The organism is Streptomyces sp. SID3343, assembly GCF_009865215.1.
GTDB lineage: Bacteria > Actinomycetota > Actinomycetes > Streptomycetales > Streptomycetaceae > Embleya.
In genome coordinates, this window is the sequence record NZ_WWJX01000952.1 from 1 (window position 1) to 13,100 (window position 13,100).

The 13,100-nt window shown below is 69.5% G+C and carries 13 protein-coding genes; 10 read left to right on the forward strand and 3 right to left on the reverse strand.

The window, feature by feature from the left end; genetic code table 11:
* The 7 genes from GT354_RS29645 to GT354_RS29675 form a co-directional block, all read left to right on the forward strand.
* A partial coding sequence (locus GT354_RS29645; RefSeq protein ID WP_161359446.1) for an alpha/beta fold hydrolase occupies positions 1–1,812 on the forward strand: 1,812 nt, incomplete at its 5' end.
* 71 nt (positions 1,813–1,883) lie between these two features.
* The gene (locus GT354_RS29650) at positions 1,884–2,516 is read left to right on the forward strand and encodes a DUF6875 domain-containing protein (RefSeq protein WP_161359447.1); all 633 of its coding nucleotides are present in this window, start codon (positions 1,884–1,886) and stop codon (positions 2,514–2,516) included.
* A gap of 36 nt (positions 2,517–2,552) precedes the next feature.
* Positions 2,553–3,431 (forward strand): alpha/beta hydrolase, encoded by an 879-nt coding sequence (locus GT354_RS29655; protein WP_161359448.1) that lies wholly within the window; start codon positions 2,553–2,555, stop codon positions 3,429–3,431.
* Positions 3,428–4,327: a tryptophan 2,3-dioxygenase family protein gene (locus GT354_RS29660; RefSeq protein ID WP_161359449.1), complete on the forward strand. Its 900-nt coding sequence runs from the start codon at positions 3,428–3,430 to the stop codon at positions 4,325–4,327. The genes GT354_RS29655 and GT354_RS29660 overlap by 4 nt, the downstream gene beginning before the upstream one ends.
* An 89-nt stretch (positions 4,328–4,416) precedes the next feature.
* Positions 4,417–5,679: a kynureninase gene (gene kynU / locus GT354_RS29665; RefSeq protein ID WP_161359450.1), complete on the forward strand. Its 1,263-nt coding sequence runs from the start codon at positions 4,417–4,419 to the stop codon at positions 5,677–5,679.
* A gap of 62 nt (positions 5,680–5,741) precedes the next feature.
* Positions 5,742–6,782 (forward strand): methyltransferase, encoded by a 1,041-nt coding sequence (locus GT354_RS29670; RefSeq protein WP_161359451.1) that lies wholly within the window; start codon positions 5,742–5,744, stop codon positions 6,780–6,782.
* Positions 6,783–6,808: 26 nt separating this feature from the next.
* Positions 6,809–8,104, forward strand: a complete 1,296-nt coding sequence (locus GT354_RS29675; RefSeq protein ID WP_237535588.1) for a cytochrome P450 — start codon at positions 6,809–6,811, stop codon at positions 8,102–8,104.
* An 84-nt stretch (positions 8,105–8,188) separates the two neighbouring features.
* On the opposite strand, the gene GT354_RS29680 is transcribed toward GT354_RS29675, so the two are convergent.
* From GT354_RS29680 to GT354_RS29690, 3 genes are all read right to left on the reverse strand, one after another.
* Positions 8,189–8,395, reverse strand: coding sequence for a ferredoxin (locus tag GT354_RS29680; protein ID WP_161359452.1), 207 nt, complete (start codon positions 8,393–8,395; stop codon positions 8,189–8,191).
* A 37-nt stretch (positions 8,396–8,432) separates the two neighbouring features.
* Positions 8,433–9,107 carry an LmbU family transcriptional regulator gene (locus tag GT354_RS29685; RefSeq protein WP_202512463.1) on the reverse strand — a complete coding sequence of 225 codons (675 nt, stop codon included), beginning with the start codon at positions 9,105–9,107 and terminating at the stop codon, positions 8,433–8,435.
* Positions 9,108–9,305: 198 nt separating this feature from the next.
* Entirely contained in the window at positions 9,306–10,154 is an 849-nt protein-coding gene (locus GT354_RS29690) for a TetR/AcrR family transcriptional regulator C-terminal domain-containing protein (RefSeq protein ID WP_161359453.1), read from the reverse strand.
* A gap of 114 nt (positions 10,155–10,268) precedes the next feature.
* Here GT354_RS29690 and GT354_RS29695 point away from each other — a divergent pair, with 114 nt between their 5' ends.
* The 3 genes from GT354_RS29695 to GT354_RS29705 all read left to right on the forward strand — a co-directional run bounded on the left by GT354_RS29695 (position 10,269) and on the right by GT354_RS29705 (position 12,977).
* The gene (locus GT354_RS29695) at positions 10,269–11,156 is read left to right on the forward strand and encodes a siderophore-interacting protein (RefSeq protein ID WP_161359454.1); all 888 of its coding nucleotides are present in this window, start codon (positions 10,269–10,271) and stop codon (positions 11,154–11,156) included.
* An 80-nt stretch (positions 11,157–11,236) separates the two neighbouring features.
* Complete coding sequence (locus GT354_RS29700; protein ID WP_161359455.1) at positions 11,237–12,220, forward strand: ATP-binding cassette domain-containing protein; 984 nt, start codon at positions 11,237–11,239, stop codon at positions 12,218–12,220.
* Positions 12,210–12,977: an ABC transporter permease gene (locus GT354_RS29705; protein WP_161359456.1), complete on the forward strand. Its 768-nt coding sequence runs from the start codon at positions 12,210–12,212 to the stop codon at positions 12,975–12,977. The genes GT354_RS29700 and GT354_RS29705 overlap by 11 nt, the downstream gene beginning before the upstream one ends.
* The last annotated feature ends 123 nt before the right edge of the window (positions 12,978–13,100 follow it).

Below are 13,100 nucleotides of genomic sequence, written 5' to 3' on the forward strand. Positions count from 1 at the left end.
GCCATCCGCCGCGCCGTCGAACAAAGCCTGGTCCTGGAGAAGGAACTCCTCGTAGACCCCGAGTACTTCACCGCCCTCGCACACCACATCCCCGACCTCGCCGGCATCGACATCCAACTCAAACGCGGCACCGCACACAACGAACTCACCCGCTACCGCTACGACACCACCCTCTACAAAACCGGCATCACCCCATACCCCCTCACCGACACCCCCACCCGACCCTGGACCCGAGACATCGGCGTTCTGGCCGATCGACTGCGCACCGCCCGGCCCGACCGGTTGCGAGTGACCGGCGTACCCAACGCACGCATCGCAGCCGATCTCGCCGTCCGGCGCGCCCTGGAAACCGGGACGCCGCAAGCCGATCCGGGGACTCCCGGCGTCGATCCGGAAGATCTTCACCGCCTCGGCGAAGAGCACGGCTACCGGACCGCGATCAGCTGGAGCCCGGACGATCCGGCCGCCATCGAGGTCACCTACGTCAAGTGCGGGCTCCTCGGTACGGACGTCGTCGTCGGCGCCTACGCGCCCAAGGACGCCGCCGGTGCCGACCTGCCGCTGTCCTCCTGGACCACGAGCCCGGCCACCGGCCGAGACACCGGCGCCGTGCTCATCGCCCTGCGCGAGCACACTCGCCGGCATCTGCCCGACTACATGCGCCCCGCCGCCATCGTCCCCCTCGAACGGCTCCCCCTCACCGCCAACGGCAAGCTCGACCGCGCCGCTCTGCCCGCGTTCGAGGCGGCGAGCGCCGACATCGGCCGGGCTCCCGCGACGCCGCAGGAGCAGGTGGTGTGCGAGTTGTTCGCGGAGGTACTCGGACGGCCGGTGGTCGGGGTGGACGAGGATTTCTTCGACCTGGGCGGGCACTCGCTGCTGGCCACCCGACTGATGGCCCGGCTACGGGCCGCCTTCGGTGTCGAGCTGGGCCTGCGGAGCCTGTTCGAGGCGCCGACCCCGGGCGGTATCGCGGCCCGGCTGGACCTCGACGACGCGGACGGCTCCTACGAGGTGGTGTTGCCGCTGCGCGCCCGGGGCAGTCGGCCGCCGCTGTTCTGCATCCACCCGGGTGGCGGCATCAGCTGGTCGTACAGCGCACTGATCAAGCAACTCGATCCGCAGTACCCGCTGTACGGGATCCAGGCGCGCAGCCTCGCCCGTCCGGAGACCCGGCCGGGCAGCATCGAGGAGATGGCGGTGGACTACGCCGACCAGATCCGCAGCGTGCAACCGCACGGGCCGTACCACCTGGCCGGCTGGTCCTTCGGCGGGCTGTGCGCGCATGCGCTGGCCGCGGAGTTCCAACGGCGCGGCGAACCGGTGGCGCTGGTCGCGGTGCTCGACGTGATCCCGAACTGGCAGGGGCTGACCCATGCGGACGTGCCCGCCCCCGACGACCGAGTGATGCTGCTCTATCACGTGGGTCTCGTCGACGACGGAACCCATCGGCCCGACGACGAGGAGATGACCTTCGCCAAGGCGCGAGAGATCCTGCGCCGCCAGGGAAGCGTGTTGGCCAACCTGGACGAGGACCGGCTTGCGACGATCACCGAGATCTCGGCGAACAACACCCACCTGGCCATCGACTACCGGCCCGGCCCGATCGACGGCGATCTGCTGCTGATCGCCTGCTCGGATCCACAGGACCCGCCGGTCGACGCCGCGGCTTGGCAACCGTACGTCCGTGGCTCCGTCGAGGCACACGTGGTGCCCGGCGAACACGGGACCATGCTGACCCGACCGGACACGCTGGCCGAGATCGGTCGGATCCTGTCGGCCAAACTCCACGAGCTCACCGGCGACGAGTGACGTTCGCAGGCCGCCTTCGAGACACATCCCGTCCGCTTTCTGCGAGGACCGACACCCGAGGACTGACAACGATGCTGACCGACGTGCTCTCCGTCGACTTGGCCAAGGCTTTAGAGGCCGTCGAGGGATGGCTGAGCGACTACATCCGCCAACCGCACAGCGAACTCGGACGCTCCGGACCGGTGTGCCCGTTCGTCGCACCGGCCCAGCGCGCCGGCGCGCTGGAGGTCCGGGTCAGACTGGTGGGTCCGACCCCGAGCCAGACTCTCATCGACGAGATCGTCCGCTGCGGCCTGGACGAGTTCAGCGAGGTCGGCTGGAAGGACGGCAATCCGAACCTGCGTTCGCTGCTGCTCGTCCTGCCGGACCTGCCGCCCGAGCATCTGCACCTGCTGGACGCGGCACACACCGCGCTCAAGCCGGAAAGCGTGCGCCGCGGGCTGATGATCGCCCAGTTCCACGAGCAGTGCCGGGAAAAGGCGGCCCGCAACCCGGAGTTCGAGGTGAGCTATGCCCCCGTGCCGATGATGGCGGTGCGCTCGATGGCGATCCATGACGTGCTCTTCCTGGCGGACCGGCGCGAGTGGTTCGAGGAGTACGCGAAGCGCTTCGGGGCCCGCTACCGCAGTTCGACGCGCGGCATCGACCCGGTGCTGACCGAGATGTACGAACGAGCCCGCGCCACCCACGAGTCGGGGAGCTGAGCGGATGCGCGACCAACCGCGGCCCGGGTGCCGGCGATGACGAGTACCGCCGTGTATCGGGGAATGGATCAGAGCACCTTGGATCGGCAGTACTCGCCGAGTTCGCGCGTGCCGAGCCTCGATGCCTACCTCCGCGAGTACGAGCGACTGAGCGAGGCCGCCCGCCGGGACCACTCGGTGCGGACCGGTCTTGCCTACGGGGCGCATCCGGCAGAGGTACTCGACTACTTTCCCGGCACGGGTTCCGGGCGTTCGCCGCTGCTGGTGTTCGTCCACGGCGGAAACTGGCAGGCCCTCGGACGGCACGAATCGGCTTTCGCGGTCCCGCAGTTGCTGGCCGCCGGCGCGGCGGTCGCGGTGGTGGAGTACGGCCTGGCACCGGGCGTCGGTCTGGACGCCATGGTGGCGATGGTGCAGCGCGCCGTCGACTGGCTGCTGCACCACGCGGACCGGCTCGGGTTCGCCCCGGACCGGCTCCATCTGTGCGGCACCTCGGCCGGCGCGCAGTTGGCCACGATGGCCATGGTGCCCGCTCCGCCGTTCGGCCCGGACGTGTCCGGGCGGATCGCGGGGGCGGTGCTGCTCAGCGGCATGTACGACCTGGAGCCGGTCCGGCTGTCGTACGTCAACGAGGCGCTGGGGCTGGACGAGGCCGGGGCTCGCCGCAACAGCCCGATCCACCTGCTGCCGGAGCGGCTGCCCGAGGTGGTGATCGCCCTGGGCGGCAACGAGACGCAGGAGTACGTCCGCCAACACGAGCGGATGGTGACGGCGCTGCGCCGGCGGGCGGCGACGACGGAGATCGTCGCCCAGCGACGCAACCACTTCGACCTTCCCTACGACCTGGGCGTGCGGGGCACCGAACTGGGCGATGCGGTCCTCGCGCAGATGGGACTGGGAGGAGCGACCACATGAGCACCGAACACACCGAACACACCGACCGCGTCGAACACACCGAACGCGTCGACCGCACCGACCCCGACTCCCGGGAGAACCTCCGCTGCCCGCTGTCCGTCGACCCCCCGCCGGGCACCACCGCCTACGCGCACTACGCGCGGATGGACGACTTGCTGGCGTTGCAGCATCCGCTCAGCCCGGCGGACACCGAGCCGGGCTTCATCATCATGAGCCAGGTCAAGGAACTCCTGTTCAAGCTGCTGCACACGGAACTGAGCACGGCCCGCGACCAATTGGGCAAGGACCGTCTCGGTGACGCGTTGTGGACGCTGCGCCGGTCGGGCCGGGTGCAGCAGGTCCTGCTGGTGTCGTGGGAGACGTTCTCCGTGCTGTCACCGGTGGAGTTCGCCGAGTTCCGGGACGTTCTCGGGTCGGCGTCCGGCTTCCAGTCGGCCGGCTACCGGCGGCTGGAATTCCTCCTCGGCAACAAGAACGCGGCGATGGCGCGGCCACACCGGGACACGGTCGGTCACGACGCGGTGCTGCGGCAACTGCACGAGCCGAGCCTGTACGACGAGGCGCTCGCGCTGCTGGCTCGCCGCGGGCTGCTCCAACCGGACGACTCCGGGTCCCGGGACGCCACGCTGCCGTACCGGGCCGGCTCGGAGGTCGAGCAGGCTTGGCGGACGGTCTACCGGGATCCGGTGCGTCACCACGATCTGCACCTGCTCGCCGAGGCGCTCATGGACACCGCCGAGCAGTTCGCGCGCTGGCGCTACACCCATCTGCTCACCGTGCAAAGGATGTTGGGCGCCAAGCCGGGCACCGGGGGCACCGAAGGCGTGGCCTGGCTCGCCCGGATCAGTGAGCACCGCTTCTTTCCCGAACTGTGGTCGGTGCGTTCGACGCTGTGATGCGTGGGGCGGCCGACGGCTTCGCGGTCGTGACGGAGAACAGCAGGGGACACGGAACACGCCGACGACACGAAACAGAAGGAGGGTCGATGGAGGGCGCGATCTCCCGAGCGGCGGCCGAGGAGTTGGACGCGGCCGATCCGCTGGCCGAGTTCCGAGGGCGGTTCGTCGTCACCGACCCGGAGTTGATCTATCTGGACGGCAACTCGCTGGGCCGGCTGCCCGCGGCCACCTCGGAGCGGCTGCGCGAGGTGGTCGAGGAGGGCTGGGGCGGCGGGTTGGTGCGGTCGTGGCAGGACTGGATCGACTGGGGATCCCGACTGGGCGATCGTCTCGCGGAACACGTGCTCGGCGCCCGCCCCGGCGAGGTGGTGATCTCCGACTCCACCTCGGTCAACCTGTACAAACTGGCCGGCGCCGCGCTGGACGCCGCGCCGGGGCGGAACACCGTCCTGATCGACGCCGAGGATTTCCCGACCAACCGCTACGTCCTACAGGGCCTCGCCGATCAGCGCGGGCTGCGCCTGCGTCGGCTCGCCTCCGACCTCGACGGCGGCCTCGACCTCGACGTACTGCGCTCGGCTTTGGACCGGGACGTCGCCTTGGTGGTGCTGTCGTCGGTGTCCTACCGCAGCGGCGCACTGTCGGACATGGCGACGGTGAACGAACTGGCCCGCGCGGTCGGCGCCAAGGTCTTGTGGGACCTCTCGCACGCGGCCGGGGCCGTTCCCCTCGACCTCACCGCGACCGGTGCGGAACTCGCCGTGGGGTGCACGTACAAGTACCTCAACGGTGGCCCGGGTTCGCCCGCGTTCCTCTACGTGCGCCGCGAGTTGCAGACCGTGCTGCGGCAGCCGGTGTGGGGTTGGTACGGGCAGCGGGAGCAGTTTCGGATGGGGCCCGACTACGATCCGGTGCCCGGGATCGAACGGTTCCTGGTGAGCACCCCGCCGCTCCTGTCGCTGGCGGCGATCGAGCCGGCCCTGGACCTGGTCGAGCAGGCCGGCGTGGCGCGGATCCGGGCGAAGGGGTTGTTGCTGAGCCGGCTGGCCGACGACCTGGCGCAGGCCTGGCTCACCCCCCTGGGGTTTCGTGCGGCCTCACCGCGGACACCCGAGCGCCGGGGTTCGCACGTGGCGCTGTACCACCCCGATGCCTGGCAGATCTGCCAGGCGCTCGCCGAGGACGCGAAGGTCGTCTGCGACTACCGGGTCCCGGACCGGCTGCGGATCGGACCGTCCCCGCTGTACACCCGGTTCACCGAGGTCTGGGACGCGCTGGACCGCGTGCGCCGGATCGCGGCCGAGCCCACCTATGACTCGCGCCCCGCCGACCTGGCCCGGGTGACATGACCGTCGGCTCGGCGCGGCCCACCGCCCGCCCGAACCCCCACCACACCGGCTACGGAGTGCTCATGGCAGACGCATCCCCGCTCACCACCGACGGCCTGGTACAGATCCTGTTCGGCTCGTCGGCCTTCCAGATGCTCAACGCGGGCCGCAACCTGGGCCTGTTCCCGTTGCTCCACCGGAACCCCGGCCTGACCCCGGACGAGATCGGGCGTGAACTCGGCCTGGTGGCACGCCCGGTGCAGATCCTGCTGCTGGGCACCACCGCCCTGGGACTGACGGTCCGTCAGGGCGAGGGTTACCGCAACGCCGAGGTCCTGAAGGCCATGTTCGAGGACGATACGTGGGAGATCATCGAGGACTTGATCGAGTACGAGGAGCAGATCGTTCGACCCGCCGAGGTGGACTTCACCGCGTCGCTGCGCGAGAACACCAACGTCGGCCTGCGGCGGATCGAGGGCACCGGGACGGACCTGTATCACCGGCTGTCCGCGAACCCCGACCTGGAGCAGCTGTTCTACCGCTGCATGCGCTCGTGGTCGCGGTTGTCGAACCCCGTGCTCGTCGAGAAGGCCGACCTGACCGGCGTGCGCCGGGTGCTCGACGTCGGCGGCGGCGACGGGGTGAACGCCGTTGCCCTCGCCCAGGCGAACCCGGGCGTCGAGTTCACCGTGCTGGACCTGCCCGGCACCGTGGAGATCGCGCGCCGCAGGATCGCCGAACACGGCCTGGCCGACCGCATTTCCGTGCGGGCGGCGGACATCTTCGCCGACGACTACCCGTCCGGGCACGACTGCGTACTGTTCGCCAACCAGTTGGTGATCTGGTCGCCCGAGGAGAACGTGCGCCTGCTGCGCAAGGCATACGCGGCCCTGCCCGACGGCGGGCGGGTGCTGGTGTTCAACGCCGTGTCCGACGACGGCGGAGACGGTCCGCTGTACGCGGCCCTCGACAACGTGTACTTCGCGACCCTGCCCGCCGCGAGCAGCACCATCTACCGGTGGGACCAGTACGAGGAGTGGTTCGCCGCGGCCGGCTTCGTGAAGTTCGAGCGGCTGCCGGGCGGTCGATGGACGCCGCACGGCGTGATCAGCGCGCTCAAGTGACGCCTCAGCGAGAACTGGAGTCGGCCATGCCCCGCACTTCCCACGACGCCTCGCCGACCGGAGAGGGAGCCGTGTGCCCCGTCGGTCGGCACATGATGGATCCGGACCTGCTCAGGGACCCCTTCGCCGGCTACGGCCGGCTGCGCGAACAGGGCCCGGTGGTCGACGGCAGGTTCGTCGACGGCACTCCGGTGTGGTTCGTGACCCGTTACGACGACGTCCGCGCGGCCCTGCGCGATCCTCGGTTCGTCAATACACCCTCCAACGTGCCGGGTGAGGGGGGAGCGGATCCGCGCGAGGGCATGATGGAACTCCTCAACGTCCCCGAGCATCTGCGCAGCTATCTGCTCGGCTCCATCCTGGACAGCGATCCGCCGGATCACCCCAGGCTGCGCCGCCTGGTGACCCGGGCCTTCACGGCCCGCCGGATCCTGGATCTGCGGCCGGAGATCGAGCGGATCGCCGATCGGCTGCTGGTCGAATTGCCGCACCGGCAGGACGAGGACGGCACGGTCGATCTTCTGGAGCACTTCGCGTATCCGCTGTCGATCACGGTGATCTGCGAACTTGTCGGGATCCCGGCGGACGCCCTCGACCGGTGGCGGGAATGGGGCGGCGACCTGGTCTCGATGCGGCCCGAACGACTACGACACTCCTTCCCGGTGATGATCGACTACTGCCACAAGCTGATCGAGCAGCGCCGGGAAGCGCTTCAGGACGATCTCCTGAGTGAGCTGATCCGAGCCCACGACGACGACGGTGGACGGCTCAGCGACACCGAGATGGTCACCATGATCATCACCCTGGTGCTGGCCGGCCACGAGACGAGCGCGCATCTGATCGGCAACGGCACCGCCGCACTGCTCACGCACCCCGACCAACTGGCACTGCTGCGCAAGGACCCGGTGCTGATGCCGCACGCGGTACACGAGTTGATGCGATGGTGTGGGTCGGTGCACGTGGCGCGTCTGCGTTACGCCACCGAGGACCTGGAACTCGCCGGCACGCCCATCGCCCGCGGTGACGCGGTCCAACTGGTGCTGGTGTCCGCGAACTTCGACCCGCGCCACTACACCGACCCGGATCGGCTGGACATCACGCGCCAACACGACGGGCAGGCCGAGAACCACGTCGGTTTCGGCTACGGCATCCACTACTGCCTGGGTGCCACACTGGCCCGGCAGGAGGGCGAGGCGGCCTTGGCCAAACTGCTGGAACACTACCCGGACGTGGCGCTCGCGGACGCCGGCACCGAACCGGATCGGGCCCTGTTGCCCGGCAGTTGGCGACTCAACTCGCTGCGGCTGCGGCTGCGGCCCTGACCGAACCGGCGGACAGGGGACCGCCCGATGTCCAGGACGGCCCCCTGTCCGTACGTGCGTCTTGGCAGCAGAACGGAAGGACGCTCAGTCGCCGGGCGACCCGTTCTCCAAGGTGATGGCCTGAACAGGGCAGGACAACGCCGCCTCCTGCACCTGTCGCCGCGTCGTCGCCGCGGCTCCTTCGGGTACCAACTCCGAGTACCCGTCCTCGTCCTGAGTGAACACACCGGGCGCAGTCAGGACGCACTGCCCGGACCCGATGCACGTGTGATGGTCGATGCGGATCTGCATGAGAGGCCGTCTCCGGTGGTCGCGCGGGCAGGGTCCGTCAGTCACCGAGTTCGTGCGCGGCGGCGCGATCGAGAGCCACGCGTATCCATTCCTCGAAGTTCTCCTCGACCTTCGACGCGGCCTCGCGCCAGCGCTCCACGCGATCGACGGGCGCGCTGATCCTGGGCAGACTGGCGCGAACGAGCGGGGCCGCCCGAGCCCCCTGACGGCTCTCCCTGAGTCGGAGCCTGAGTCGGTTCCGGGACCAGCCCTGCTGCTCGGCACGGTCGAGCCAGGTGTCCGCCTGCGCGGGAGGGAGGGAGGCCACCTCGGCGTGGTGGCCGAAGCTCAGCGTCTCGCGGCGCCGCCCGAGTTCGAAGTGCCGTGCCACCCAGGCGTAGTTGCGCAGTGTCTGGTAGTCGAGCCCGGCGGCCTCGACACCGGTCTGATAGCGGTCCGCGTACCGTTCCTGGCCGTACACGAGCCAGTCGCCCAGGCACCAGGCGGAGGAGTCGGCGATCCGAAAGATATGCAGTCCGGCCTTCTCCCATCGGTCGTACGACAGGACGGGTGGGATCTTCAGGCCGACCCGAGTGGTCAGGATCTGCCCCTGGTCGTCGCCTTCACGGCGAGGGGCCGCGTCACCCGGTTTACGGCCGACGGGCAATCGACTGTCGCGCCGGTGGTACTGAGCTAATTGCTGCACGAACTTTCCCCCCTCGAATTGAGCCATTGTCGAATTTCGTACCGGTCGTCGGCGGCCGAGAACCAGGAGAGGTCACCAGCCCAAAAAACCGTAGAGTACCGATCGATGTATCGTCAATGATCATTTCTGGACGGATTTGAACAGTGCGGGCGTAATAGAAGCTCACGCCGCACACCCTCGCGTGTGGGTGATTTCGGCACGGCCGTGATCCACCGGGCCCGGGTGTTACGGCGTGGCCGAAGCGGCGTGGTCGACGCCACCGCGACCGCACCGCTCGGCCGCGTCGATGCCGTCGAGGATCAATTTCAAGCCGACCCGGAAGGCTTCCTTGGTCTCCCGTTCCAGGTACGCCACGTCGTCGTCCGGCCCCTCCTCGGCGACGTCGCCGGCGGCAGCGGTCGCGTGCGCTTCCAACGCCGCCAACGCCGGAAAACGGCGAGCGAAGTCCGGCGCCACCTCCATCAGCACGGTGGTTCGCGCGGTCCACCATTCCTCGTCCGACACCCCGGTCTCCGGCGCCGCCTGCCGACGCTCCGCGGCGACTCGAGCCATGCCCCGGACGAACTGGAACAGCACCGCGATGACCCGGCGGATCTGCAACGGCTCCAGATCGATCCCGCCCAGGATCCGCACCACCGTCTCCAGCTGCGCGTATTCACCCGGCCCGAGCACCGGCCTGGCCTGGGAGACCTGCAACATCCACGGGTGCCGCAGGTAGAACGCCCACGTGTCGTCGGCCCACACGGTGATCGCCGCGCGCCATCCCGCAGCGGTGTCGTACTCGGTGGGCAGCTCGCTCAGCACCCGGTCGTGCATGAGGTCGACCAGTTCGCTCTTGCTCGGCACATAGGTGTACAGCGCCATGGCGGTGCGCCCCAGCCACGTTCCCACGGCCCGCATCGACAAGGCCGTCATCCCCTGCGCCTCGGCGACCGCGATGCCCGCCGCCACGATCGTGTCGACGTCGAGTCCGGGCTTGGGCCCGGGTGCGGCTCTGGCGCTCCCGAAATCGTCCGAGCGCCACAGCAGAGCCATCGAGCGACGAGCATCACCCTGGCCGGCAAACACCACCATCTTGCAACTCCTTACAACATAAAGTAACCTCGCCCAGGCATCTCCTTACTGCGTAAAGATATCAGATGGGCCCCGCCCCGCCTCGGCCTGCCCGGCGCCCTTGGAAGGTTTTCGATGACAGAGCTTCCCGTTTCATTCATCCACGTCATCGACATCACCCGTGTCACACCGCGCATGGCCCGCGTGACATTCGATGCCGACCACCTCGACGACTCCGTCGGCCACGCGCCGGACCAGCAGGTCAAGCTCTGCTTCCCGCGGGCCGGACAGCGCCTGCCCGTCCTGCCGGAGGAGAGCGACGACGCGAGCGGCTGGTACCAGGCGTATCTGGCCATTCCCGAAGGCGAGCGGCCGTGGATGCGCAGCTTCACCCTCCGCCGACGGCTGCCGGGCACCAATACCGTCGAGATCGACTTCGTCCTGCACGGGGACACCGGGCCCGCCACCGGGTGGGCCGCTGCCGCCCGACCCGGTGATCAACTCGGCATGGTCGGCCCATCGGCGATCTACTCCGCGCCGATCTCCCTGACGGACTCGATCGCGAACTCCGACTGGCTCCTCCTCGCGGGCGACGAGAGCGCGCTGCCGGCCATCGGCACCCTGCTGGAGGCCCTGCCCCGGGGAGGGCGCGCCGTGGCCTTCGTCGAAGTCGCCGACGCCGACGAGCGCCAGAACATCGAGACCGACGGCGATGTCACCGTCAACTGGTTGTACCGCGAGCACACCGCCGCCGGTCGGAGCGACGTGCTGATCGACGCGGTACGCAACGCCGAGTTCCCCCCCGGCCGCCCGTTCGCCTGGCTCGCCGGCGAGTCGGGGGCGGTCCGGGCACTCCGTCGTCATCTGGTCGACGACCGGGGGCTGGACAAGCGGTCGATCGACTTCGCCGGCTACTGGCGGTTCACACTGACCCAGGACGACGCCCCGACCACGGAGGACATGGCCGAAGCGCAAGAGCGGCTCGCGGAGTTCCGCGCCGCCGCCGAAGGCCGCACCGAATGAACCGCTCGAAGGGGCCGGGCACCAAGGCCGAGCCCCGCCGCGCTCCGCCCGGGGAGCGGTCCGCACGAGAAAGAGGGCTCATGATCCAAGTGCGAGGTCTCGCGCGGTCGTTCACCCTCCGGGGGCAGACCGTCGACGCGGTCAGAGGCATCGACTTCGATGTGGCGGCCGGCGAACTGGTCGGATTTCTCGGCCCCAACGGAGCCGGCAAGACCACGACCCTGCGGATGTTGACCACCCTGCTGCGACCCACCCGCGGCTCGGGCACCGTGGCCGGCTGCGATCTGCTGGCCGACCCCCAGGGGGTTCGGCGCCGGATCGGCTACGTGGCGCAGGGCGGTTCCGCGTGGCCCGAGTCCAAGGTCGGGGAGGAGATCGAACTACAAGCCCGGCTCTACGGCCTCTCGAAGACCGAGGCCAGGCAACGCGGGGCGCTGCTGGCCGAGCGGCTCGACCTGTCCGGCCTGGACCAGCGCCTCGCCAAGACGCTCTCCGGTGGCCAGCGACGCAGGCTCGACATCGCGCTCGGCATGGTGCACGAGCCCGACCTGGTCTTTCTGGACGAGCCCACCTCCGGACTGGATCCGCAGAGCCGGGCCAACCTGTGGGACCACGTCCGCCGCATGCGCGCCGAGCAGGGCATGACCGTCTTCCTCACCACGCACTACCTCGACGAGGCCGACGCCCTGTGCGATCGGATCCTGGTGACGGACGAGGGCACGATCGTCGCCGAAGGCACCCCGGACGAGCTCAAGGACCGCGTCGCGGGTGATTCGGTCACCGTCGAGGTCGCGGACCGGGTCGCCGAGGCCGCCGAGGTGGCGTGCGGACTGCCCGGCGCGCACGAGGTCACCGTCGTCGCCGAGACCGTGCGGTTCCGGGTACCACGGGGCGACGCCGCGCTGCCGGACCTGTTGCGCGCGCTCGACAGTCATCGGATCACCATGACCTCGGTCAAGGTGAACCGGCCCACCCTCGACGACGTGTTCCTCGGCCTGACCGGACGTTCGCTGCGCGACGGCGAAGCCGCTACCCCGGTCACGGAGGCCACCCATGCTGCGTGACACCCGGCTGATCTTCCTCAGGGACATGAGACTGTGCCTGCGCAATCCCGCCTGGCTGATCATCGGCATCATGCAGCCGCTGCTCTATCTGTTCCTCTTCGGACCGCTCATGGTGACGGTGGTCGACCACACCCCCGGTTTCCCGTCCGGCAACGCCTGGGCCGTACTCACACCCGCGCTCATCGTGCAGACGGCCCTGTTCAGCGGTTCGTTCGCCGGGATCGGGCTGCTCTCCGAGTACCGAGTCGGCGTGGTCGACCGCTTCCGGGGCACCCCGGCCAGCCGGTCCGCCCTGCTGTTCGGCAAGGTCTTGGCCCAAGCCGTCCAGGCGACTGCGCAGTCGTCGCTCATCGTGCTCGTGACGCTGCTGGCCTTCGACCTGAGCGCGCCGGCGTCCGGCATGCTGCTCAGCCTCGCGATCGCCGCAGTGCTGGCCATCACGCTGTCCTCGGGATCCTACGCACTGGCGATGGTCCTCAAGAGCGAGGTCGTGTTCCCCTCGCTGATGAACGCCGTGCTCCTGCCGTTGCTCCTGCTGTCCGGCGTGCTCCTGCCGGTCTCCGAGGATCTGGCCCCGGGGTGGTTGTACAGCCTGGCCCGGGTCAACCCGCTCACTCACGTGGTCGACGCCGAACGCGCGGCCTTCCGCGGGGACTTGACGTCGTCGGGACTGCTCACGGGTTCCCTCGTCCTGCTGATCATGGCCGGATCGGCGCTGGTGTGGGGCACCCGGACATTCCAAAAGGAGAACGCCTGACGGCGACATCTGCCCGAGCCGGGGCGAGAGGGGCGGTGCGGCCGGCAGCGCAAGCGGCGCGCGGCCCGGGTGGCCGGGTACGCGAAGACTTCGCGCCGAAGACCGCGAACGGGGCGACGTCAC